Raw genomic sequence first — 23,869 nt, 5'->3', positions numbered from 1 at the left:
TTGATAACAAGCGGAACAAATTTAGACGCAAAAAACCGCTCAGCGAGAGAAATACTCAGCGCATAAGTGGTTTGTTCAAAAAATGCTCTTCGTTATATAGTTAACGTATGATTTAAGATCGAGAAAGCATTACTTCAAGACGAGCGCCTACACGCTGTGCTTGATCTGCAATACCACCAACCCATTCAAGAATTTTGTATAAGAACATGATATCAACTGGATTCAGACCTTCTTCAATCGCCATTAGTTGTTGGCGTAGTTCGATCTGCATCGCATCCGTGTCATCTTCAATTACATCTAATTGATGAATCATTTCAGCAACGAGTGTTACTTCACGGCCTTTAAAGCCAGTTTCAAGTAATTCGTCTAATTCATTGATTACGTTTTGTGCTTGGTTCGCTGCATCTAGACAACGTTTAACGTAAGCGATGAAGTTTTCTTGCATAGGAGCAGGAATGACAAGTTGACGACCATATACACGGCCAGCAATGTCTTTCGCTAGGTTTGCGAGTTTGTCTTGTTGAGTTAATAGCTCCAACATATCGGTGCGATCAACTGGCATAAACAAACCGCGAGGAAGTTTAAGGCGAATTTCACGTTTTAGTACGTCAGCTTCTTTCTCAAGGTGAGAAATTTGAGCTCGAATTTCTGATGCTTTTTCCCAGTCACCTTTTGAAGAAACTTCAAAGAAATTAACTAGGTGAGAACAACATTCGTTCACGCATACTACGTGACGCTGCAAAGGTTTAATTGGGGACTTTGCAAATAACCCCATAATTGTATTTACTGGCATGGTCATCCAACCTAATAAATAATAACCTTAAAACAACATACACCATATTCATGGTGAAATGTTAAGCGATGGCTACAAAGTCGCGCATGTTAACCTAATCAATGTCTCATTAAAACTGTTTTAGATCATCATAAGGGCGATATTTCTGACTTGCTGAGTTTTCAAATTGGCAATATCCTGTCCCTATCTTCACAGAAAGGTATAACTATGGAAACCGAGATAGAACTGAAGTTTTTTGTTTCTCCTGATTTTTCAGAGACTTTACGCAATAAAATTGCTGAAACTAAAGTACTTCAGCACAGTTGTCGTGAGCTAGGTAACATCTACTTTGACACCCCCGATAACTGGCTACGCAAGCACGATACTGGCTTGCGCATTCGACGCTTTGATGACGTATTTGTACAAACCGTAAAAACGGCTGGTCGTGTGGTTGCTGGCTTGCATCAAAGGCCTGAATACAATGCAGAACACGACAGCAACGAACCTAAGCTAGCTCTGCATCCAGAGGATATCTGGCCAGCAGGTAAAGACATCGAAACATTGCAAGCGGAGCTGACTCCTCTATTTTCTACCAACTTCACTCGTGAGCAGTGGTTGATTGGTATGCCTGATGGCAGCCAAGTCGAGGTCGCATTCGATCAAGGTTTTGTTGAAGCAGGCGAACTGCAAGAGCCTATTTGCGAAGTCGAACTAGAGCTTAAATCGGGTCAAACGGATGCTCTGTTTACCCTGTCTCGTCAATTCTGTGAACAAGGCGGCATGCGTTTAGGTAACCTAAGCAAAGCGGCTAAGGGTTACCGCCTTGCTCAAGGTTATCAAGGAGATGAAGTCACTCCTTTGACTTTAGTTGATACTGACAAAAGTGATACCGTTGAGTCGTGTTTCATTCAATCTTTAGAGCATGCTCTCGCTCATTGGCATTATCACGAGCAGATCTTCACTGAGCGTCAATCAATTGAAGCGTTACATGAAATCAGTCACTCGCTGAGTTTCATTCGTCAAACCTTCACTATTTATGGCGGTATTGTCCCAAGACGTGCGAGTGCTATTTTACGCCAAGAGCTTAAGTGGCTTGAGCAAGAGCTCGATTGGCTGAAAAGCTATGACCATTTCGAAGACTTGCTCGAAGATAAAGGCCACGTGCTGCGAAAACTGGATGCGCGTAAGTTCTTGGTCGCTGAACTTAAAGAGATGCAAGAGCAACTTCCCGATCGCGAAGAGCTGCTGACCTTGTTGAGCTCTGCTCGTTATACCGGTTTATTGTTAGATCTGAGCCGCTGGATCTTATCTCGTGGTTGGCAGCCATTCTTAGATGAAAAAGCGCGTGAGCAAATGTCTCGTGGTATCGAATGGTTTTCCGTGCAGCAACTCGATCGTACATGGGCCGACTTGATGGAAGCTTTTCCACCGGAACGCGTAATGACCAGCCAAGCGTACATTGAACAGCAATATCGTTTGATGCGAAATCTATATTCTGGTGTCGGTTTCGCGAGTTTGTATGACGACGATGAACGAAACACTTTCCGTCTACCGTGGGCTGATATGGTGCAAGGTATTGATGATTTGCTGGCACTTAAAACATTAGAGCCTTTGACGGAGAAGTTGGAAGGCGATGAGAAGGTTCAGCTTGAGCGTTGGTTAGCTCGTCAAGAGGTGTCTATTCTGCACGCGATGGAACAGACACGCCAAATAAGCGTAGAAGTTGAGCCGTACTGGCAAGACTGAGTTTCATAACAACATCAAATTGAAAATAGGGCTTTGGCCCTATTTTTTTGTTCGTTGTTCCAGCTTTTCTAGTCGTTCGATAATTTGCTGTTGTTGCTCGATGATCTTCTCAAGGTGCTTCTCTTTGTTTTCTGCTCGTTGATTGTCATGGCGAGTTGGGGAAGTGATCAAAGAAGTAATCAACCCTGAAATCATACCAAAAACACCCACCCCACAAATGATCACCAGAGAAGCGACCAACTTGCCTGAACTCGTTACTGGATAATGATCGCCGTACCCCACGGTACTAATCGTTACGAAAGCCCACCATAAAGCATCTTGGCCAGTGGTAATGTTGGCATTGGGATCCTTGTGCTCTAGCAACAGTATTGTTCCTGCACCTATGGTCAGGAGAATAACCAATAGCAAAATAATTGAGGCGAGTGTGGTTTCTTTTCGATTGCGAAACAGCTCTCTGAAAACACGTTTGCCTGACCGAAGAACGAGAATCACGCGCAAGATCTGAAAAATGCGAGCGAATCGAAGCGGCTCGACCATAGGGATGCTTGCCAAGAAATCGATCCAGTGTACTTTTAGATATTCTTTCTTATTTTGTGATCTGAATAGATCAATAGTGAGCTGAAAAAGAAAAACACTACAGATTATAAAGTCTAGGCCGATAAGAACTTGTTTCGATTCTTTATCAATCGGTGCAAACAATAAGCCTGAGATCACAAATAACGCTAAGAAAGAGAGAATCAGTGATAATAAGCTCATCGGCTTAGTGGTGTCTTTGATACTATTTAACATTCATACGAGGCTCAAAATAAATCGCGAACTTTGACTGACATAGCCATCTCGCGGATATAGAAGCCATCAATATATAAGAGTTAATGGAGAACTGACAATGACTAAACTGTCATTCAAGCCGTGGGAAAGGATTATCTCAGACATCCGTCTCGTTCCTAAAATGATCATGCTGATGGTTTTCAGCACTATCTTGATTATTTCGAAGCAGCTATGGGATGCAAGTGCGTTTTACGATTCATTACTTGCAGTTACCAACAATGCGCAAGTTGCACAGCAGCATTACGAGACTTACTTAGTTCAAGTGGCTTGGCAAACAGCCGTGATGATCATTGTGTTTGTGGTTCTTCTATTAGCCGCGGCGCGCGTTATGCTTCGCCAAACTCAATACCTCAATGACGCCATTAAAACCATGGCCGATAAGAACCTATCAGTGCCTATTCATATGGATTGTAAAGATGAATACGGTGATGTGGCACGAGAACTCGAAAAAACGCGAGTCCAGTTGAATGACATGATCAAAACTCAGGTGGCCTCTTCTGATGAATTGTTTGCCCTGACGGAAGTGATGACCATCAGCATGTCCGAAACCAAAGATTCAGCTCAGGAAGAATTTAACGAAATCGACCAACTAGCGACAGCAATGAGCGAGATGACGTCTACTGTGCAAACCGTGGCTGAGCACGCGCAAAGTGCTTCTTCTCTTACTGAGCAAGCATCAGGTCAAGCATTAACAGGTCAGAAGTTCGTTCAAGGTTCTGTTTCTAAGATGAGTGAGCTTTCTTCGGACATCGCAGCCTCTGCAGCAGCGGTAAACCAAGTAGAAGAGCGCGTAGACTCGATTGGCAGTGTGGTTGGTACTATCCAAGGCATTTCAGAGCAAACCAACCTATTAGCGTTGAACGCAGCTATTGAAGCCGCGCGTGCCGGTGAAGCGGGACGTGGTTTTGCGGTGGTTGCCGATGAGGTTCGTAACCTTGCGCAACGCACTCAACAAGCGACCGTAGAAATTCAAGATATGATCAGCCAGCTACAAAGCAGTGCTAACTCGGCAGTAGAGCTGATGGAAAAGAGTGTTGTTGAAGCTGCTGAAGGCGTAGACCTAGTGACTAACGCTGGTTCTGAGCTTGATGGCATCGTAAGCCAGGTAAACCAAATCAATGATATGAACTTCCAGATAGCTACAGCTGCGGGTCAACAGAGCACTGTTGCTGAAGAGATGAGTATCAACCTAACCAATGTTCGTGAACTTGTTGAAGCTTCTGTAGTGGTGGTTGGTGAGCTTCTCGAGACTTCTGAGATCATGGAAAGCAACGCGCAAGAGCTAGACGGTAAGATTAAGCAGTTTAAGGTTTAATCCCCAGCTTTCGGTCTGAGCTCTAGTTCGTAATATCTAAAGGTTTATTCCTAGAGGTTTTGCCACGTAGATTGGTTATTAGAGATAAAGGCTTTACTTGATAAGTTCACTGATAAAACGCCCACATTGCTAATGTGGGCGTTTTTTATTGGCAGAACTTTGGTATAACTTATCTTTAGTTATGAAAACTCGTTATTGAAGAACTGAATCGATAAATCGATTGTTCGGCGCGCAGCTTAAACAAGGAAGAAACATGCCATTGCCTTCTCAACTCATCACTCATTCCCAGTCTGCTTTTGAGCAATTATTAGAGCATCAAAGTGAAGCTATCAATACTTGGTCTGAGCCACTGACTGAAGATCTTAAACGTGTACTCGGTTTAAGCTGTTTTATTGGCGATTGCCTGCAGCGTGATACGGTTTTATGTGGTGACTTACCTGATATGTTGGCATGCGAAGAGCGTGCGGAAGGGTATCGCGAGCGTTTGGCCGAGTTACTTTCTGGTTGTGCTGATGAGATGAGCGGCCAGCGTGTACTGCGCCAATTCCGTAATCGAGAGATGACCTACATTGCTTGGCGTGACTTTATGGGCTCATGGGATCTAGAACAGAGCTTAAGTCATTTGTCGATGCTAGCAGAGGCGATGATCTTCGAGACCTATCAATGGCAGTACGATATTTGTTGTAAAGAGTGGGGCACACCTTGTAACGAGCAAGGTGAAGCGCAGCCTATGTTGATCATCGGCATGGGCAAACTAGGTGGCGGTGAGCTGAATTTCTCTTCCGATATCGATCTAATTTTTACCTACCCAGAAAATGGCGAAACCCAAGGAGCAAGAAGAAGTATCGCTAACGCGCAGTTCTTCACGCGTTTGGGGCAACGTATTATTAAGGCGCTTGATCAGCAAACCTTTGACGGATTCTGTTATCGAGTCGACATGCGCCTACGTCCATTCGGTGAGAGCGGTCCTTTGGTCATGAGCTATGCTGCTCTTGAAGACTATTACCAAGAACAAGGCCGTGACTGGGAACGCTACGCGATGGTTAAGGCGCGAGTGATGGGCAGCGAAATGTACCCAGAATACCAAGAACTCCGTCAGATGCTGCGTCCGTTTGTTTTTCGTCGTTATATTGATTTCAGTGCGATTCAATCTTTGCGTCGAATGAAGTCGATGATCAGTAGCGAAGTGCGACGTCGTGGCTTATCAAACAACATTAAGCTTGGTTCTGGTGGCATTCGTGAAGTCGAGTTTATTGCTCAAGTCTTTCAACTGATTCGTGGCGGGCGTGAGCCGAGCCTTCGTGGTCGAGGTTTGTTGGAGACGTTAAGTGCGATTGAATCTCTTCATTTATTAGAAGCAGAAGAAGTCGGTCACTTACGTGAGGCATACCTGTTTTTACGTCGCCTTGAGAACCTATTACAAGCGATGGCTGACAAGCAAACTCAAACCTTACCTGATGGCGATTTCGAGCAATTGCAACTTGCTGTCGCTATGCAGTTTGCGGATTGGGATAGTTTGATTGCGGCAACCCGTACTCATATGGCTAATGTCCACACCGTATTCGAAGACCTGATTGGGGTTGATGAAGATGACGCAAATCCAATCGCGAGTCACTTTAGTGAGTTGTGGGATATGGCTCATAAGCAAGATGTGATTGAGCAGGTTCTAGAGCATGACATCGCGATTGATAACCCGCAGCAAGCGGCGAAAACCGTTATCCAATTCAAAGCTGATTTGGCTAAGAAAACCCTTGGCCCTCGTGGACGTGAAGTACTCAATCGTTTGATGCCCAAAGTGTTTCAAGCGCTCTACACCGCCAAGGATGCAGAATTTGGTTTGTCTCGAGTGTTGCACCTTCTGCAAAAAATCGTTACGCGCACCACGTATCTAGAGCTGCTTGATGAACATCCTGCTGCGCTGACTCAGTTAGTTCGCTTATGTACAGCGAGTCCGATGATTTCGGAGCAGTTGGGGCGTTACCCCATCTTGTTAGATGAACTTATCGATCCGCAACAACTCTATAATCCTGTGCCTTTAGAGTCTTACAAGACCGAGTTACGTGATTATCTAGCCCGTATTCCTGAAGATGATATGGAGCAACAGATGGAGGGGCTGCGTCAGTTTAAGCAGACTTGTATCTTGAGAATTGCAGCCGCTGATATTGCGGGCGTTTTGCCTGTCATGAAGGTCAGCGACCATCTAACCTACTTAGCAGAAGCGATTGTTGAGGCTGGCATCAATCAAGCTTGGTTACAAGTAACAGCCAAGTTTGGGGAGCCTACCCACGTTAAAGATCGTGAAGGTCGTGGCTTCGCTGTGGTTGGTTACGGTAAAGTCGGCGGTTGGGAGCTTGGCTATAATTCCGATCTCGATATCGTGTTCATGCACGATTGCCCGGTACACATCTATACTGATGGTAAAAAAGAGATCGACGGACGCCAGTTTTATCTGAGATTGGCGCAGCGCATTATTCATATATTCTCGACCAGAACGGCTTCTGGTATTTTGTACGAGGTCGACACTCGCTTGCGCCCTTCAGGTGTCTCTGGTCTATTAGTGAGTCCAACCGATGCTTTTGACGAGTATCAGCACAATGATGCGTGGACTTGGGAGCACCAAGCTTTGACTCGTGCTCGTATGATTTATGGCGATGACTTATTGGCATCTGCGTTTAATAAAACACGACATGAAGTTCTATGCTTATCACGAGATGAGGCTGTACTTAAAAAATCCGTTGTCGATATGCGTGAAAAAATGCGCGGGCACCTCGGTGGAAAAAAAGCGGAGAGATTCATGCTGAAACAAGATGCGGGTGGTATTACAGACATTGAGTTTTTGGCGCAGTATTTAGTACTTCGATACAGCAATGAAAAACCTAAGTTGACTCGTTGGTGTGACAATGTACGAATCTTTGAAAGCCTGTTGTCGCAAGGGATTATGGACGAACAGCAAGGCATGGCATTAACCCATGCCTATACAACATTAAGAGATGAAATCCATCACCGCAATTTATTAAACCTTGATGCGGATGTGGCGATTGATAAATTTAAAATGGAAAGGGAACATGTTGTTCAGGCATGGAAGCAATGGATGGAAGCGTAACCGAACTATTTCTTAACGGTTGCGTAATTATCATTTAGTGATCGCTTATCGACTTCTTAGTTGCTTATTAGCTACTTCTTAGCTGCTAGAGTATCTATCGAGTTAGGCTTTCACTCATTTTTCTATGGTTTAGCCACTGTAATCAGTGTGCTAGACTCTAGCCAGATTCGATTTTTGGAGATCCACAATGAAACCAATTCTACCTGACTACAGCCAATCAGGCGTTCTTGTTGTCGGTGATGTAATGCTTGACCGTTACTGGTATGGCCCTACTGGCCGTATTTCACCAGAAGCACCTGTGCCCGTTGTTAAAGTAGAAAATAACGAAGAGCGCCCTGGTGGTGCTGCCAACGTAGCAATGAATATTGCCTCTCTTGGTGGTCATGCTCATATCGTTGGTTTGACTGGAAAAGATGAGCCAGCTGAGGTATTGAAAAATACCTTGGGTGCATTAAAGGTTAAGTGTGATTTCGTTGAGTTGGAAGATTATCCGACCATCACAAAACTGCGTGTCATGAGCCGTGGACAGCAGTTGATCCGTCTTGATTTTGAAGACAAATTTGAGAACACGGATCCTGAACTTGTTTTATCTCGCATGGAGCAAGCGCTTCCTAATGTACGCTCGGTAATCTTATCTGATTATGCGAAAGGTGCTTTGGAGCATGTGCAGAGCTTTATTCAAAAAGCGCGCGCAGCGAACGTTCCGGTGTTTATCGACCCGAAAGGTGCAGATTTTGAACGCTACCGTGGTGCGACATTACTTACGCCAAACATGGCGGAGTTTGAGTTGGTTGCCGGTAAGGTTAAATCTGAAGATGAAATGATCGAAAAAGGACTCGCGTTAATCGAAGAGTTTGATTTTGAAGCCCTGCTAGTGACTCGCAGTGAGCATGGTATGACACTACTTCGTAAAGGCGTAGAACCATTCCATTTACCGACTCAGGCGAAAGAAGTGTATGACGTTACTGGTGCTGGTGATACGGTTATTTCAGTACTCGCAGCTTCAGTTGCTGCCGGTAAGCCACTGGATGAAGCGTGTGCATTAGCAAACGCTGCGGCTGGCGTGGTAGTCGGTAAGCTAGGTACATCGACGCTGTCTACGATTGAGTTAGCGGAAGCGATTCATGGTAGCCAAGATACTGATTACGGTGTGATCTCTGAAGCGGCATTGGTTGAAGCTGTGAAACGTGCCCGTGCGAAAGGCGAGAAAGTGGTTATGACTAATGGCTGCTTTGATATTCTGCATGCTGGACATGTTTCTTACATGAACCACGCGGCTGAGTTGGGCGATCGTTTGATCGTTGCAGTGAATACGGATGAATCAGTGAAACGCTTAAAAGGCCCGGGTCGCCCTGTGAATCCAACCGATCGTCGTATGGCGGTGTTGGCCGGTTTAGGCGCGGTTGATTGGGTGGTTCCGTTTTCTGAAGATACACCGCAACGTTTGATCTCTGAAGTTCTTCCAAGCATTCTCGTGAAAGGTGGTGACTACAAACCTGAAGATATTGCTGGTGGTGCGGAAGTGATTGCCGCTGGTGGTGAAGTTAAAGTACTTAACTTTGAAGATGGTTGCTCTACGACTGAAATCATTAAAGCGATTCAAGGTGGTCGAGGCTAACTCTTAGTCTTCTAGCTTTCTCGTCTCAAGGCTTAACCTTTGGGTTAGGCTGAGAATTAGCTTTCAATAGATAATAAAAATGCCGCTCATTGAGCGGCATTTTTGTAACGGTAATCTAGTCACTTTATTAAAGACTCTGGTTAGAGTATTTAACTAGGATTTAAGAATTACTTGCTTGCAACTTTTAGGCCTGCGTTTACATCTACAATGTCTTGTTCGCTTAGCGTACCAACCGCTTGACGAAGCTGAAGGACACTTAGGATGTAGTTGTAACGAGCATCTGAAAGGTTTTTGTTGGCATCGTATAGGCGACGAGTTGAATCTAGTACGTCAACGATAGTACGAGTACCTACATCAAAACCTGCTTCTGTAGCTTCTAGGGCCGATTGAGCAGAAACAACAGATTGTTCGTAAGCGCGTAGCGCACCAATTGAAGCACTGATGTTGTTGTTGAATGCACGAACATCTTTCACAACGCTACGGTAAGTCGCTTCTAGATCTTCACTTGCTGCAACATAGTTGTATTCAGCCTGTTTAGTCAAAGAAGTTGTGCTACCACCTGTGTATAGAGGTACAACTAAGTTTAAGCCGACGTTTAGATTATCTTGATCGTAGTCTTGAGAGCTTTTTGACTGATCTGCAATAGAGTAGTTGCCGTCTAAGGTTAGGCTAGGTAGGTGACCAGAACTTTCTAGTGTGATGTTGTCTTTAGCGATGTCTTGATCAATACGTGATGCCAATAGCTTCAGGTTTTTCTCTTGAGCTTGCTCAACCAGTGCAACAGCAGATTCAGAAGACTTGCTTGCTGAGAAGCGGTCTGTATCTAAGATGTTTAGGTTAGAGTGCTCTTGACCTGTGATTTCACGTAGACCTTCGTAGTTATTAATCAGAGTGTTCTCTGCTAAAACTTCGTCTGCCAATACGCCATCGTACTGAGCTTGCGCATCATGCACATCGGTGATTGCTGAAAGGCCAACTTCAAAGCGCTGCTTAGTTTGTTCCAGTTGACGAGCAACTGCGGCTTTTTCAGCACGAACAAACTCTAGGCTATCTTGAGCACGAAGTACTTCGAAGTAAGCGGTAGCAACACGAAGGATCAGATCTTGTTGCTCTGCTGCATAAGCAGAATCAGCTTGGCGAGCTTTTTTCTCTGCTGTATCTAGCGTGATCCAAGAAGAGCGTTTGTACAGCTCTTGAGAAAAGTAAATTCCAGCTCCCCATTGATTGCTGTCATTATTTACATCACTTCGCTCACCACGGTTGATGTCGTAGTTAGCTCTCAAGTCAATTTGTGGTAGCAAATCACTACGGTTTGACGTTACTGCTTCAAAAGCGGCATCGCGCTTCGCTGCTGAACGAAGAAGTTGAGGATCGTTCTGTTTTGCTTGGTCGTAAACCTCAGCTAGCGTATCAGCGAAAGCTGACGAACTCAGGCTGCCAATTGCTGCACTGATAAATAGTGGAAGCAGTTTTTTCATTTTCCTATTCCTGCCTTTAATGGAATTTTCTTTAAAAGAGTTTAACCCAGTTTGGTGGTAATTTACTCGAAACTTTGCACTTTTTTACAGTTAACTGTCCACTTGTGCAATATTTATTTTTTAAAACTTAACTTTAATTATAAGTTTTATACTAAAAGTTGAACCTTATCCTTGGTAGTTAACTCGGACAATGAGTAAACTATAAGATCACTTAGTGAGGTATCAAATGCAACAGTATGACAATCAACGACATGAGTTTACTCCGCAAGATGTGGAAATAGTCTCAAAAGAGACGCTGTTTCGTGGTTTTTTCAAAATGGTTAAGTACACATTTAAACATAGACTGTTTGAGGGTGGCTGGAGCCAACCAATCGAGCGTGAGATGTTTGAGCGTGGACATGCTGCCGCTTTGCTACCTTATGACCCTATACGTGATGAAGTCGTGATCGTAGAACAGATCCGTGTCGGTGCTCTAGAGCATGAAAACCCCTGGCAATACGAAATTGTTGCGGGGATTATTGATACCGATGAATCACCAAAAGATGTTGCTCGTCGTGAGGCGATGGAAGAAGCGGGGGTCGAAGTCGGATCTGTATTGCCTATTACTTCGTATTATCCTTCATCCGGCGGTTGCTCAGAAAAGCTCGACGTCTTTGTTGGTTGTGTTGACGCCACGACAGCAAAAGGGGTTCACGGATTGGATTACGAAGGTGAAGATATTCGCGTGCAAGTGATGAGTCGCGAAGCCGCTTATCAGTTAGTAAAAGACGGTGTGTTTGAAAATGGCGCTACGATCATTGCGCTGCAGTGGCTACAATTGAACTACCAAGAATTACAGTCAGAGTGGATAGATTAACGTCATGCCAAATATAGCAGTCAAAAAACCGTATCATGTCGATCTGGCTGAATTGATGCGAGTTTACGAGACTAACTATGCCAAACTTAATGCTCTGTTACCGGTTGAGCATGAGGTTGGTGACGTTCGCTGTTACCAAGCCGTTAATATGGTGTATCAATTGACAGTGAATGAGGTCACAAAATACACCACATTAATAGATATATGTCAGAGTGACGCGATGCCAGTGTTTCCTTTGCCAAAAATGTCTGTCAGGCTATATCACGACGCTCGAGTTGCAGAAGTGTGCGCTAGCGGGGATTTTTCGCGAGTCAAAGCAAAATATGACTATCCCAACACAAAACTTCTGCAAAAGGATGAGAAATTTCAATTGAACAAATTTCTTGGGGAATGGTTAACGTTTTGTTTAAAAACGGGTATCAGCCGAACCCCAGTTTCTTTTTAATTGAGCCTATTTAAAAACACTTTTAAAGTCTAAACAGTAACGTATCTGGATTTGTTATTTTGGAATTATCACACACTTCAAAATTTGATGAGAGCAGTATTAAGCTTGTACAGCTAACGGACACGCATTTATTTGCGCCGAGCAATGGCAGTTTATTAAGCATCAACACTCAAGATAGCTTTCGTGCTGTAGTCGATGCCATTGTTAGTCAGGGCTTTGACTATCAAGCGATTTTGGCAACCGGTGATATTTCTCAAGATCACAGTGCTGAGTCGTACCAAAAATTTGAGTCAGGAATTCAACCTTTGGATAAACCGTGTTACTGGTTGCCAGGGAATCATGACTTCAAACCGAATATGGGCAGTGTTTTACCATCACCACAAATACAGTGTGTTGAGCATGTCTTGCTAGGCAATAATTGGCAGATGGTGATGCTGGACTCGCAAGTGGTTGGTGTGCCTCACGGACGTCTCAGTGATCAACAGCTTGATCTACTAGAACAAAAGCTAACCGAATTCCCCGAACGTAATACCTTGGTTCTGCTGCACCATCATCCACTATTGGTTGGCAGTGCATGGCTGGACCAACATAACCTGAAAGATGCTGATCAATTTTGGGAAGTGGTTCAACAGCACATCAATGTGAAAGCGGTACTGTGTGGTCACGTTCATCAAGACATGAATCGAGATCATCATGGTGTACAAGTCATGGCAACACCGTCAACTTGTGTACAATTCAAACCTAACTCAGATGACTTTGCGGTTGATACTTTGTCGCCTGGTTGGAGAGAGATTGAATTGCATCAAGATGGATCAGTAAGCACGCAAGTTCGCCGTTTACCTCATGGACAATTCTTACCTGATTTTGAAGCGGCAGGTTATTGATGTTTGATTCTGAACAGCAAGCCGCTAAGCCGCCACTGCTTCTCTATATTCACGGTTTTAACAGTTCATCACGTTCTCACAAAGCAACGGTGATGGCTGACTATTGCGCGGAGCATCGTCCTGATATCAAGGTGATGACACCTCAACTGCCGAGTTTTCCTCAGCAAGCGGCCATTTATTTGCAGCAACTGGTGGAGCAATATAAAGAGCAATATCAGATAGCGTTGGTAGGTAGTTCTTTGGGTGGCTATCTTTCAACATGGCTGAATACTCACTATGGCTTTAAAGCTGTGGTTGTGAACCCAGCCGTTAAGCCGTATGAGCTTCTTGCTGACTATTTAGGTGAACAAGTAAATCCATATACAGAAGAGCGATATGTTCTGGAAACAAAACATATCAATGAACTGAAGGCGTTAGAGGTTCCGGCTATCGCTCAGCCGAGTGACTTCTGGTTACTTCAGCAAACGGAAGACGAAGTTCTGGATTACCGACAAGCGGTAGAGAAGTACCAAGGTGCACTACAGACAGTAGAAGAGGGGGGGGATCATAGCTTTGTTAATTTTGAACGCTACCCCCAACAAATCATCACCTTTCTAAATCTTTAATCTGTTTCACCAATCAAGTAATTTTCTCTTGTTTGACTGTTATTTCATCTATCAGTGGTGAAATATCATAGTTTGATGCCTTAGTTTTTGAACTAGCTTGACATCATTACTCAGCTTCCAGACTATATTCCCCAATACTTCGCTCGTTCGCTCTACTATGACGGTTCATAGTAATGATTTCGCTTTAGTTAAACTAGAGCCAGCGAACTGACGCAAACTTTTTGAGTAAACTCCGTATTATGACTGAACAATATAATGCAAAAGACCTCGAGGTACTTGAAGGTCTCGACCCCGTGCGACACCGCCCGGGAATGTATACCGAGACAGAAAGACCAAACCACCTTGCCCAAGAAGTCATTGATAACTCGGTTGATGAAGCACTAGCGGGACACGCTAAGAAGATTAAAGTCGTGTTGCATGCAGACCAATCGTTAGAAGTGACGGATGATGGCCGTGGTATGCCGGTTGATATTCACCCTGAAAAAGGGATCTCAGGTGTTGAGCTGATTTTAACTAAGCTCCACTCTGGCGGTAAGTTCTCGAACAATAACTACAAGTTTTCAGGTGGTTTGCACGGGGTAGGTATCTCGGTGGTAAACGCGTTGTCAAAACGTGTTGAAGTGACGGTTCGCCGTGACGGTCAGGTACATGAAATTGCCCTTGAAGGTGGTCATGCCGTAACGGATCTTACGGTTACGGGTACTTGTGGTCACCGCAATACCGGTACGACGGTGCATTTCTGGCCAGATCCTAAATACTTCGATAGCTCTAAGTTCTCTGTTTTACGTCTTATCAATAATTTGCGCGCTAAAGCCGTACTTTGTCCAGGTTTAGAAATCACCTTTGTCGACAAAGTTGGTGGTGAAGAGCATAAATGGTTCTATGAAGATGGTCTGAAAGACTACCTTGCAGAAGGTGTGAAAGGTTACACCTTACTGCCTGAGGAACCTTATGTTGGCGAATTCGTTGCTGAAACGGAAATGGCGAACTGGGCGATCATTTGGCAGCCAGAAGGTGGTGATATGATCACCGAGAGTTACGTGAACTTAGTACCAACTAAGCAAGGTGGTACACACGTAAACGGTCTTCGCCAAGGTCTGCTTGATGCAATGCGTGAGTTCTGTGAATTCCGTAACCTTCTGCCGCGTGGCGTTAAGTTGACGGGTGACGATATTTTCGATCGTTGTTCGTACGTACTATCGGTGAAGATGCAAGATCCGCAATTTGCTGGTCAAACAAAAGAACGTCTTTCTTCTCGTCAAACCGCAGCGTTTGTATCTGGTGTGGTAAAAGATGCCTTTAGCTTGTGGTTGAACGAAAAACCGCAACTGGCAGAGCAGTTAGCTGAAGCTTGTATTGCCAATGCTCACCGCCGTATGCGCGCAAGCAAAAAGGTTGTGCGTAAGAAGATCGCTTCAGGCCCAGCATTGCCGGGTAAGCTAACCGACTGTTCAGTTCAAGATTTAAGCCGTACCGAAATCTTCTTCGTGGAAGGGGACTCGGCGGGTGGTTCTGCTAAACAAGCACGTGATCGTGAGTTCCAAGCGGTTATGCCACTTCGCGGTAAGATCCTAAATACTTGGGAAGTGTCAGCAGACCAAGTATTGGCTTCACAAGAAGTACACGATATTTCGGTTGCTCTGGGTATCGACCCTGATAACGATGACTTGTCAGGCCTGCGTTACGGTAAGATCTGTATCCTTGCCGATGCGGACTCGGATGGTCTTCATATCGCGACGCTGTTGTGTGCACTGTTTACTCGCCACTTCCATGCTTTGGTTGAAGCGGGTCATATCTATGTGGCAATGCCTCCTCTGTATCGTATCGATTGCGGTAAAGAAGTGTTCTACGCACTCGATGACGCAGAGAAAGATGGTGTGCTTGAGCGACTATCGCAGAAGAAAGCCAAGATCAACGTGCAACGATTCAAAGGTCTGGGTGAAATGAACCCACTTCAGTTACGTGAAACCACCATGGATCCGAACACTCGTCGTCTTGTTCAATTAACGATTGATGACAACGAAGCGACCAACGAGATGATGGACATGCTGCTTGGTAAAAAACGTGCAGATGATCGCCGTACATGGCTACAGACTAACGGTGATATGGCCGAGGTATAATGGATGTCTAACGAAATTACATATGATGGCGTTGAACAGTTGCCAATGCGCAAGTTCACCGAAGATGCCTACTTAAATTACTCAATGTACGTGATCATGGATCGTGCATTACCGTATATCGGTGATGGCTTGAAGCCAGTACAGCGTCGTATTATTTACGCGATGTCTGAGCTGGGCTTATCCGCTGCATCGAAATACAAAAAATCAGCACGTACCGTTGGTGACGTATTAGGTAAGTATCACCCACACGGTGATTCTGCTTGTTATGAAGCGATGGTATTGATGGCGCAACCATTTTCTTACCGCTACCCATTGGTAGATGGTCAAGGTAACTGGGGTGCACCGGATGACCCGAAATCGTTCGCTGCGATGCGTTATACCGAAGCAAAACTGTCTAAGTTTGCGGAAGTCCTGCTTGGTGAATTAGGTCAGGGAACCGTTGATTGGCAACCCAACTTTGATGGCACCATGAAAGAGCCTCAGATGTTGCCAGCACGCCTTCCTCATATCTTACTTAACGGCATCACAGGTATTGCGGTTGGTATGGCGACCGACATCCCGCCTCACAATGTACGTGAAGTGGCGAACGCGGCGATTCATTTGATTGATACGCCGAAAGCTGAACTTCCAGATGTGATGGGTTTCATTCAAGGCCCAGATTACCCGACAGAGGCTGAAATTATTTCGCCGAAGTCGGACATCGAAAAGATCTACCGTACAGGCCGTGGCAGCATCAAGATGCGCGCGGTATGGCACAAGGAAGGCTCTGATATTGTTATCACGTCTTTACCTCATCAAGTGTCAGGTGCGAAGTTACTTGAGCAAATTGCGAACCAGATGCGCGCTAAGAAGCTGCCTATGGTTGACGACTTGCGTGATGAATCAGATCACGAGAACCCAACGCGTATCGTTGTCGTTCCTCGTTCAAACCGTATCGACTGTGACCAACTGATGAGCCACCTGTTCGCGTCGACGGATCTCGAGAAAAACTTCCGCGTTAACTTGAACATGATTGGTTTAGACAATCGTCCTCAAGTTAAAGGCTTAGTTCAAATCCTGAAAGAGTGGATTGAGTTCCGTCGCACGACCGTTCGTCGTCGTTTGCAGTACCGTTTAGATAAAGTACTGGCACGTTTGCACATCTTAGAAGGCTTACTTGCTGCTTATCTTAATATCGATGAAGTGATTGAGATCATTCGTACAGAAGACGAACCATGTCCTGTTCTAATGAGCCGTTTCAACATTTCTGAAATTCAAGCTAATGCGATTCTTGATATTAAACTTCGTAACTTAGCTAAGTTAGAAGAATTTAAAATTCGAGCAGAGCAAGAAGAGCTTGAAGCTGAACGTGAAAAGCTTGAAAAGCTACTCGGTTCAGAGCGTCGCTTGAATACGTTGATCAAAAAAGAAATCCAAGCAGATGCTGATAAATACGGCGATGATCGTCGTTCACCTCTGATTGAGCGTGCTGAAGCGAAAGCGCTAACAGAGCGCGACTTAGTACCAAGTGAACCAATTACGGTCGTGCTTTCTGAAAAAGGTTGGATTCGCCATGCTAAAGGGCATGAAGTTGACGCTGAAGGCTTGAACTACAAATCAGGTGATAAATTCTTAGCAAGCGCTAAGGGTAAGAGTAACCAACAAGCGGTGTTCCTTGGCAGTGATGGCCGAAGCTACTCCCTTGAGTCACATTCACTACCGTCGGCGCGAAGCCAAGGTGAGCCAATTACAGGCCGCTTGAACGTCAGCCCGGGTACTTCTATTCGCCAAGTGGTGATGGGAGAGAATGAACAATTATGGTTAGTCGGCTCTGATGCGGGTTATGGCTTTGTTTGTAAGGGTAGCGATCTGCTTTCTAAGAACAAGAGCGGTAAAGCGTTGGTTAACTTGCCACAAGCTTCTGAAGTGATGTTACCAAGCCCGATTGCTGACTTGGACAGTAACCAGATTCTGGCGATTACTAACCAAGGCCGTATGTTGTTGTTCCCGATTAAAGACCTACCTCAGCTGAGCAAAGGTAAAGGCAACAAAATCATCAATATCCCTTCTGCGAAAGCAAAAGAGCGAGAAGAGTTTGTATCGCATCTGATGGCCATTCCAGAGAATGCAACGCTGACTATTTACGCGGGCAAACGTAAACTTGGCTTGAAACCGGCGGACCTTGAAAACTTCCGTGGTGAGCGTGGTCGTCGTGGTGGTCTACTCCCAAGAGGTTTACAGCGTGTGACGCGCATCGATATCGATGAACCTAGTGACGCATAGTTTTGATTGAGTTTATAATCAGCATTGATTAATAAAAGAAAACCCAGCTTAAGAGCTGGGTTTTTTGTATCTATACTTTTTGTATCTGTACATGGCGGTTTGAGTTGCTAGCTATCGGCAATCAAACTAAATAAAGACTACAGGCGTGTGTCTTCGGTAATGGTGACCTTGAGGGTCTTGTTTTCACCTTTGCGTAATACACCAACATCAATGACAGTACCTGGTCGAAGATCAGTAACAATGTCCATTACGCTTTGTCGTCCGCTAATTTGGGTATTGTTGATGCTGATAATGATATCTTGTGCTTCAAAGCCGGCATCGGCTGCAGGGCCATTCGGGTCAATGCCTAAGACAACAATACCACCGATGTTCTTAGTGCCCAGCAAGCGTGAAGTCACCGAATTGATGTCTTGTCCGTCGACACCAATATAACCACGAATAACACGACCATCGGCGATGATCTTCTCCATGATTTTATTAGCAAGTGAGTAGGGGATTGCAAATGAGATCCCGTAGGTTTCCATGTCGGTAGCTTGTTGGAAAGAAGCAGTATTGATACCGACGAGCTCGCCTTGTGAGTTAACCAGTGCACCACCTGAGTTACCTTCATTGATTGCAGCATCGGTCTGGATAAAGGCTTGATGGCCATCGGCACTGATTGAAGAGCGACCGGTCGCCGAGATAATACCAAAGGTCGTGGTTTGGCCTAGGTTGTATGGGTTACCGATAGCTAGAACCACGTCGCCGACATTTGCTGTGTAATCTTGATTCAGTGGAATCACGGGTAAGTTGTCACCGCTGACTCTGAGTATCGCGATATCGGTGCGTTTGTCTGAACCGACAAGCTGTGCGGCGGCTACTCGTCCGTCTTGAAGTGCCACGACGATTTGGTCGGCTTGAGCCACAACGTGGAAATTGGTAATGATGTAGCCTTTCTCGCTAACAATGACCCCTGAACCTAATCCTTGAGTGAGTAGCTTATTGCGATCGCTTTCTGCGTATTTACGGCTATAAATATTAACCACCGCGGGGGCAGCACGTCGCACCGCTTGGTTAAATGAGATCTGAAGAGAGCCAATATTATCGACTTGAGGGTTCGTGACGTCTGCAACAATAGCGGGCCTTAAACTCGGGAATGCGAGAAGAATAAGTGCCGCAGAAACGAGTCCAAGGGAAATAGAACGAAATAGAAAGGACAGCATGTTTCCCTCTTCAACAAGTAAGGTATGAAGCATCCGTCAATGGATGACTGACTTGATTATCAGTGAAGCATAGCATTTTGATTGATCTAAAGAAAAGGGAGACTGAGTAAGTTTAAAGCAAACTTACTGAGCCTCCCTGTAATTACGCTGACGTATGGCTATCGAATAACTAGATAGATAGTCCTATCGTCTCGCTGGATATTAAGTGCCAATACGCCAGGTTGTTTTTCAAGAATCTTTCTAAATTCAGCAAGGTTCTTAACTGGTTGGCGGTTTACCCCGATGATGATGTCATCTTTAAGAAGCTGATAAGCTTCTGCTGGCGAACCTTGAGCGACACTTGATACCTTGACGCCTGTCGCTGAATCGCTGTCGGTTGTGTTGGTGAGCTCTGCACCGGCAAGTCCTTCATGGAGCTTTTCAGCTTGTGTCTTACTATTTGTGGATTCACCAAGCGTGACGTCAAAGGTCTTATGCTTACCGTCACGAACCACGCCTAACTCGATCTGTTTACCTGCACCTAGGGTGGCTACTTTGGCTCTTAACTCACTAAAAGTATCAATACGCTTACCGTTAATGGAGACAATGACATCGCCCGCTTTCAATCCTGCTTTGTCTGCAGCACTGTCGGGTACAATTTGGCTAACAAAAGCACCTTTGCTGGACTCATAACCAAGCGCTTCAGCCAATTCCGAGGTGACCTCTCCACCTTGGACACCAAGCATGCCACGTTTTACTTCACCGAAATCGAGAATCTGTTCAGTCAGGTTTGTCATCATATTGGAAGGAATTGCAAAGCCGATACCGACATTGCCTCCGTTAGGGCCTAGGATAGCCGTGTTGATACCAATCAGTTCACCGTTGAGATTCACTAACGCACCACCAGAGTTACCACTGTTGATAGCTGCATCGGTTTGAATGAAGTTTTCAAAGTTCTCTAGATTCAGGCCGCTACGGCCGAGTGCAGATACGATGCCGGATGTTACTGTTTGCCCAAGTCCGAATGGGTTACCGATAGCGACACTAAAGTCACCAACTCTTAGTTTGTCGGAGTCTGCGACTTTTATCTGGGTAAGGTTCTTGGCTTCTTCTAATTTGAGCAGTGCGATATCAGACATTTGGTCTCCACCGATGAGCTCGGCATCGTACTCTCGACCATCGTGAAGTTTTACTTTGATATCGTCGGCACCATTGATGACATGGTAATTGGTGACAATATGGCCTTTCTTGGCATCAATGATCACACCAGAGCCTAGCCCGCGAAATGGACGCTCTCGTGTTTGTTCTGGGCCAAAAAAGAATTGAAACTGTTCAGGGATTTGCTGACGTTGTACCTGTTTGCCTTCTACGGCAATACTAACTACAGCGGGGGTCACTTGTTCAAGCATAGGTGCGAGGCTTGGTAATTGTTCATTACCCACACTTAATGGCAGTGCGGCCGTTGCTTGGATGGGGGTGATGATTGAACTTAAGCTTAAAGTCAGTATTGATAAAGCGAGCAAAGGTTTTTTCATCATAAACTCCTCTCTAGTTAAGGTCTTATTCTTCTCACTACGTGTAATAAATAGGATAAGTTTCAAATGACCTGAGTGAAAGTTATGACTCAAAAACCTTTGTAAAGTTCACAGAAGTGTTAAATGTTTACGATGCTTTTGCTGTTACGACATCGGGAGCATCCATGATCTCTTTCTTCTGCTCGGTAAATAAACCGGTTGCGCCGTTCGCGTAATCTTTCGGTTGTTCTTCAAGAGTCGACTCTTTAACTGAAGACTTATCTTGTGGCTTATCCGAATGAGCAGCGGCTGTTTTCACAAATGGGTTGTCTTGCTCTGGCAGGTTAGGGAGTAGCTCTGAGCTTGTTTTTTCCATGTGTTGGTAAAGCTTTGTATAGTCCTTACCTAAGGTGTCCAACATTTCTGCTGATTTCGCAAAGTGGTCAGCTAGCTCTTGTCGCTGCTGTTCCAGGGCAAACTTTGCGCTATCTAATTCTTTCTGTACGTTCTTTTGTTTTTTGTATTCAGGTGTCATGAGACGAGAAATAGCGACCCCTAAAATAACTCCGACTAGTAAACCGGCAACGGCATACATCCAAGGCATAACAGCTCCTTATTATTGTTTTTTAACATGTTTGTTACTGCTTAGTTACACGTGATACGGCTCCATGGTACTATGAGAAAGCCGCAGTATAAAGAGAAATGCGTGTGCGCTAGTTAGCAGTTTGATGCTGCATTATTCACCGCATAGCGACATATCTCATACTGTTTGGGCTCATTTTTATTTGCTGTCTGATATCGCTTTCATTGTGGAAATGTCGTCATGAATCCCATTAAAAAATACGAACAAGATATAAAAGAACATGGATTTCAAAGAGATCCAGCACAAGAGCAAGCCGTTAAATCTTTAGATGAACTCTTTCATCAATTCCAAGATTACATGAATACCCCTATTCCTCAACTGACTCGATTCCAGAAGTTAATGGGCAAAAAGCCAGAACTGCCACTGCCACCAAAAGGCCTCTATTTTTGGGGCGGCGTCGGGCGCGGTAAAACCTATTTAATGGATACGTTCTACGATGCCTTACCGACCACAAAAAAAATGCGCGTTCACTTTCACCGCTTTATGTATCGAGTCCATGATGAGCTAAGGGCGCTAGGTAATGTTAGCGACCCGTTGCCTTTAGTGGCAGATAAGTTGAAAGAAGAAGCGGATATTATTTGTTTTGATGAATTCTTTGTTTCAGACATTACCGATGCCATGATCTTAGGAACTTTGTTCCAAGAGTTATTCGCTCGAAACGTTATCTTGGTTGCGACCTCTAATATTCCACCTGCGGATCTGTATCGCAACGGGTTACAGCGAGCGCGTTTCTTACCCGCTATTAAGCTTATTCAAGAGAATTGCCACATCCTTAATGTCGATAGTGGTATTGATTACCGCCTGAGAACCTTAGAGCAAGCTGAGATCTATCATTACCCATTAGATAATCAAGCCAATATCAATCTAGAGAAATATTACGCGCAGTTGGTGGGTGAAGATAAAGAGAAGCTTAAGCAGATAGAGGTTAATCACCGTCAATTAGATGTAGTCGAAGCGAGTGATGGCGTGCTGCATGGTACTTTTGCTCAGCTTTGTCAGTCGGCTCGCAGCCAAAATGACTATATTGAATTGTCTCGAGTTTATCACACAGTTCTATTGGCTGATGTGTTGCAAATGGGCGCGACTTCCGATGACGCTGCTAGACGCTTTATTGCGTTAGTTGATGAGTTCTATGAGCGCAATGTGAAACTGATTATTTCAGCGGAAGTGGAGCTAGAAAAACTATACACCCATGGTCAACTAGAGTTTGAGTTTAAACGTTGTCAGTCGCGTTTAATTGAAATGCAGAGCCATGAGTATTTGGCAAAAGAACACTTAAGTTAGCTTTGATTATCTCGAATAAGAAAGAGAATTAAAAAAATCGTGATTTTGTTCAAAAAGAGGTGATTTTTTCTTCGCTCTTCTCTATAATCCTGCGACCTACCGTTACTGCGGGCCTCTAGCGATGAGTAAAATCACGTTATGCCAAGAGTTTTCCAACACTCGAAGGGGTGATGAATGGTAACTCTTAGACAGTGGGAATACGCGAGTATTCCTTAAGTGTAAATTTTTTAAATAGGTAATTATTAGCATGAAAACTTTCGTTGCTAAACCAGAAACTGTAAAACGCGACTGGTATGTTGTAGACGCTGAAGGCAAAACTCTTGGCCGTCTAGCAAGTGAAATCGCTTCTCGCCTACGCGGCAAGCACAAAGCAGAATACACTCCTCACGTAGACACTGGTGATTACATCATCGTTGTTAACGCTGAGAAAGTTGCTGTAACTGGTAACAAAGCTAAGGGTAAGGTTTACTACCGTCACTCTGAGTTCCCAGGTGGTCTTAAAACTATCACTTTTGAAAAGCTAATTGCTAAGAAACCAGAAATGGTTCTTGAACTAGCAGTTAAAGGTATGCTTCCACGTGGTCCACTAGGCCGCGCGATGTACCGTAAGCTTAAAGTGTACGCTGGTACTGAGCACAACCATGTTGCTCAACAGCCACAAGTACTAGACATCTAAGGGGATTAAGACAATGGCAGAGAATCAATACTACGGCACTGGTCGTCGCAAAAGCTCAGCAGCTCGTGTTTTCATCAAACCAGGCTCTGGTGAGATCGTAATCAACAAGCGCAGCCTTGATGTTTACTTCGGTCGTCCAACTTCTCGTATGGTTGTTAAGCAACCTCTTGAGCTAGTTGAACTAACTGAGAAACTTGACCTTTACATCACTGTTTCTGGTGGTGGTATTTCAGGTCAAGCTGGCGCAATCCGCCACGGTATCACTCGTGCTCTTATGGAATACGATGAAACTCTACGTCCTGCTCTACGTGCAGCTGGCTATGTTACGCGTGACGCTCGTTGCGTTGAACGTAAGAAAGTTGGTCTACGTAAAGCACGTCGTAAACCTCAATTCTCTAAGCGTTAATTTTTCTTTACGAAAAAGTACACGCTCCCAGTTTTACGACTGGAATTGTGGTTCAAAGCTCGGCTATATGCCGGGCTTTTTGTTTTTATAGCCCCTCTAAACGCTTTCCCTCCCTCGTTTTATTCCTAAATTC

19 protein-coding genes are annotated in these 23,869 nt (G+C 44.7%); 13 read left to right on the top strand and 6 right to left on the bottom strand.

Annotated features, from left to right (window positions below):
* Window positions 1-112 precede the first annotated feature (112 nt).
* Window positions 113-793, bottom strand: a complete 681-nt coding sequence (locus K08M4_RS12760; protein ID WP_170213692.1) for a TIGR00153 family protein — start codon at window positions 791-793, stop codon at window positions 113-115.
* 207 nt (window positions 794-1,000) lie between these two features.
* On the opposite strand from K08M4_RS12760, the gene K08M4_RS12755 reads away from it, so the two are divergent.
* Window positions 1,001-2,518 carry a CYTH and CHAD domain-containing protein gene (locus K08M4_RS12755; RefSeq protein ID WP_086050101.1) on the top strand — a complete coding sequence of 506 codons (1,518 nt, stop codon included), beginning with the start codon at window positions 1,001-1,003 and terminating at the stop codon, window positions 2,516-2,518.
* Window positions 2,519-2,557: 39 nt separating this feature from the next.
* Here K08M4_RS12755 and K08M4_RS12750 read toward each other — a convergent pair whose 3' ends face one another.
* The gene (locus tag K08M4_RS12750; RefSeq protein WP_086050100.1) at window positions 2,558-3,307 is read right to left on the bottom strand and encodes a potassium channel family protein; all 750 of its coding nucleotides are present in this window, start codon (window positions 3,305-3,307) and stop codon (window positions 2,558-2,560) included.
* Window positions 3,308-3,404: 97 nt separating this feature from the next.
* Between K08M4_RS12750 and K08M4_RS12745 the strand changes: the two genes are divergently transcribed.
* The 3 genes from K08M4_RS12745 (at window position 3,405) to hldE (ending at window position 9,382) form a co-directional block, all read left to right on the top strand.
* A complete protein-coding gene (locus K08M4_RS12745) occupies window positions 3,405-4,661 on the top strand; it encodes a methyl-accepting chemotaxis protein (RefSeq protein WP_086050099.1) in 1,257 nt (418 codons plus the stop codon).
* A 253-nt stretch (window positions 4,662-4,914) separates the two neighbouring features.
* Window positions 4,915-7,764 (top strand): bifunctional [glutamate--ammonia ligase]-adenylyl-L-tyrosine phosphorylase/[glutamate--ammonia-ligase] adenylyltransferase, encoded by a 2,850-nt coding sequence (glnE, locus tag K08M4_RS12740; protein WP_086050098.1) that lies wholly within the window; start codon window positions 4,915-4,917, stop codon window positions 7,762-7,764.
* 187 nt (window positions 7,765-7,951) lie between these two features.
* Window positions 7,952-9,382: a bifunctional D-glycero-beta-D-manno-heptose-7-phosphate kinase/D-glycero-beta-D-manno-heptose 1-phosphate adenylyltransferase HldE gene (gene hldE, locus K08M4_RS12735; RefSeq protein ID WP_086050097.1), complete on the top strand. Its 1,431-nt coding sequence runs from the start codon at window positions 7,952-7,954 to the stop codon at window positions 9,380-9,382.
* A gap of 167 nt (window positions 9,383-9,549) precedes the next feature.
* Here the strand turns inward: hldE and tolC are convergent, their stop codons facing one another.
* Window positions 9,550-10,860, bottom strand: coding sequence for an outer membrane channel protein TolC (tolC, locus tag K08M4_RS12730; protein WP_086050096.1), 1,311 nt, complete (start codon window positions 10,858-10,860; stop codon window positions 9,550-9,552).
* A gap of 226 nt (window positions 10,861-11,086) precedes the next feature.
* Between tolC and nudF the strand changes: the two genes are divergently transcribed.
* From nudF to parC, 6 genes are all read left to right on the top strand, one after another.
* Window positions 11,087-11,716 (top strand): ADP-ribose diphosphatase, encoded by a 630-nt coding sequence (gene nudF, locus K08M4_RS12725; protein WP_086050095.1) that lies wholly within the window; start codon window positions 11,087-11,089, stop codon window positions 11,714-11,716.
* Between the two features lie 4 nt (window positions 11,717-11,720).
* Complete coding sequence (locus tag K08M4_RS12720; protein ID WP_009848962.1) at window positions 11,721-12,161, top strand: DUF1249 family protein; 441 nt, start codon at window positions 11,721-11,723, stop codon at window positions 12,159-12,161.
* Between the two features lie 59 nt (window positions 12,162-12,220).
* A complete protein-coding gene (gene cpdA, locus K08M4_RS12715; protein WP_086050094.1) occupies window positions 12,221-13,045 on the top strand; it encodes a 3',5'-cyclic-AMP phosphodiesterase in 825 nt (274 codons plus the stop codon).
* A complete protein-coding gene (yqiA, locus tag K08M4_RS12710; protein WP_086050093.1) occupies window positions 13,045-13,650 on the top strand; it encodes an esterase YqiA in 606 nt (201 codons plus the stop codon). Before cpdA ends, yqiA begins: the two co-directional genes overlap by 1 nt.
* 239 nt (window positions 13,651-13,889) lie before the next feature.
* Window positions 13,890-15,770, top strand: a complete 1,881-nt coding sequence (gene parE, locus K08M4_RS12705) for a DNA topoisomerase IV subunit B (protein WP_009848965.1) — start codon at window positions 13,890-13,892, stop codon at window positions 15,768-15,770.
* 3 nt (window positions 15,771-15,773) lie between these two features.
* Window positions 15,774-18,032 (top strand): DNA topoisomerase IV subunit A, encoded by a 2,259-nt coding sequence (gene parC / locus K08M4_RS12700; protein ID WP_086050092.1) that lies wholly within the window; start codon window positions 15,774-15,776, stop codon window positions 18,030-18,032.
* 137 nt (window positions 18,033-18,169) lie between these two features.
* Here parC and degS read toward each other — a convergent pair whose 3' ends face one another.
* The 3 genes from degS to zapG all read right to left on the bottom strand — a co-directional run bounded on the left by degS (window position 18,170) and on the right by zapG (window position 21,331).
* Window positions 18,170-19,234, bottom strand: coding sequence for an outer membrane-stress sensor serine endopeptidase DegS (gene degS / locus K08M4_RS12695; protein WP_086050091.1), 1,065 nt, complete (start codon window positions 19,232-19,234; stop codon window positions 18,170-18,172).
* Window positions 19,235-19,392: 158 nt separating this feature from the next.
* A complete protein-coding gene (locus tag K08M4_RS12690) occupies window positions 19,393-20,748 on the bottom strand; it encodes a Do family serine endopeptidase (RefSeq protein ID WP_086050090.1) in 1,356 nt (451 codons plus the stop codon).
* Window positions 20,749-20,875: 127 nt separating this feature from the next.
* Window positions 20,876-21,331 carry a Z-ring associated protein ZapG gene (gene zapG / locus K08M4_RS12685; RefSeq protein ID WP_009848969.1) on the bottom strand — a complete coding sequence of 152 codons (456 nt, stop codon included), beginning with the start codon at window positions 21,329-21,331 and terminating at the stop codon, window positions 20,876-20,878.
* A gap of 219 nt (window positions 21,332-21,550) precedes the next feature.
* On the opposite strand from zapG, the gene zapE reads away from it, so the two are divergent.
* The 3 genes from zapE (at window position 21,551) to rpsI (ending at window position 23,736) form a co-directional block, all read left to right on the top strand.
* Window positions 21,551-22,654: a cell division protein ZapE gene (zapE, locus tag K08M4_RS12680; RefSeq protein ID WP_086050089.1), complete on the top strand. Its 1,104-nt coding sequence runs from the start codon at window positions 21,551-21,553 to the stop codon at window positions 22,652-22,654.
* A 247-nt stretch (window positions 22,655-22,901) separates the two neighbouring features.
* Window positions 22,902-23,330: a 50S ribosomal protein L13 gene (gene rplM, locus K08M4_RS12675; protein ID WP_010434689.1), complete on the top strand. Its 429-nt coding sequence runs from the start codon at window positions 22,902-22,904 to the stop codon at window positions 23,328-23,330.
* Window positions 23,331-23,343: 13 nt separating this feature from the next.
* Window positions 23,344-23,736 (top strand): 30S ribosomal protein S9, encoded by a 393-nt coding sequence (rpsI, locus tag K08M4_RS12670; RefSeq protein ID WP_004740758.1) that lies wholly within the window; start codon window positions 23,344-23,346, stop codon window positions 23,734-23,736.
* Window positions 23,737-23,869: the final 133 nt, after the last annotated feature.

It is taken from the genome of Vibrio syngnathi (assembly GCF_002119525.1).
GTDB lineage: Bacteria > Pseudomonadota > Gammaproteobacteria > Enterobacterales > Vibrionaceae > Vibrio > Vibrio syngnathi.
This window is presented reverse-complemented; position numbering and strand designations above follow the sequence as displayed.

Coding starts and splice junctions, on each gene's coding strand:
- K08M4_RS12690 (WP_086050090.1), bottom strand. CDS start 20,748: ATGAAAAAACCTTTGCTCGCTTTATCAATACTGACTTTAAGCTTAAGT.
- zapG (WP_009848969.1), bottom strand. CDS start 21,331: ATGCCTTGGATGTATGCCGTTGCCGGTTTACTAGTCGGAGTTATTTTA.
- rpsI (WP_004740758.1), top strand. CDS start 23,344: ATGGCAGAGAATCAATACTACGGCACTGGTCGTCGCAAAAGCTCAGCA.
- parC (WP_086050092.1), top strand. CDS start 15,774: ATGTCTAACGAAATTACATATGATGGCGTTGAACAGTTGCCAATGCGC.
- degS (WP_086050091.1), bottom strand. CDS start 19,234: ATGCTGTCCTTTCTATTTCGTTCTATTTCCCTTGGACTCGTTTCTGCG.
- tolC (WP_086050096.1), bottom strand. CDS start 10,860: ATGAAAAAACTGCTTCCACTATTTATCAGTGCAGCAATTGGCAGCCTG.
- K08M4_RS12745 (WP_086050099.1), top strand. CDS start 3,405: ATGACTAAACTGTCATTCAAGCCGTGGGAAAGGATTATCTCAGACATC.
- zapE (WP_086050089.1), top strand. CDS start 21,551: ATGAATCCCATTAAAAAATACGAACAAGATATAAAAGAACATGGATTT.
- K08M4_RS12750 (WP_086050100.1), bottom strand. CDS start 3,307: ATGTTAAATAGTATCAAAGACACCACTAAGCCGATGAGCTTATTATCA.
- yqiA (WP_086050093.1), top strand. CDS start 13,045: ATGTTTGATTCTGAACAGCAAGCCGCTAAGCCGCCACTGCTTCTCTAT.
- parE (WP_009848965.1), top strand. CDS start 13,890: ATGACTGAACAATATAATGCAAAAGACCTCGAGGTACTTGAAGGTCTC.
- rplM (WP_010434689.1), top strand. CDS start 22,902: ATGAAAACTTTCGTTGCTAAACCAGAAACTGTAAAACGCGACTGGTAT.
- hldE (WP_086050097.1), top strand. CDS start 7,952: ATGAAACCAATTCTACCTGACTACAGCCAATCAGGCGTTCTTGTTGTC.
- K08M4_RS12755 (WP_086050101.1), top strand. CDS start 1,001: ATGGAAACCGAGATAGAACTGAAGTTTTTTGTTTCTCCTGATTTTTCA.
- glnE (WP_086050098.1), top strand. CDS start 4,915: ATGCCATTGCCTTCTCAACTCATCACTCATTCCCAGTCTGCTTTTGAG.
- K08M4_RS12760 (WP_170213692.1), bottom strand. CDS start 793: ATGCCAGTAAATACAATTATGGGGTTATTTGCAAAGTCCCCAATTAAA.
- nudF (WP_086050095.1), top strand. CDS start 11,087: ATGCAACAGTATGACAATCAACGACATGAGTTTACTCCGCAAGATGTG.
- K08M4_RS12720 (WP_009848962.1), top strand. CDS start 11,721: ATGCCAAATATAGCAGTCAAAAAACCGTATCATGTCGATCTGGCTGAA.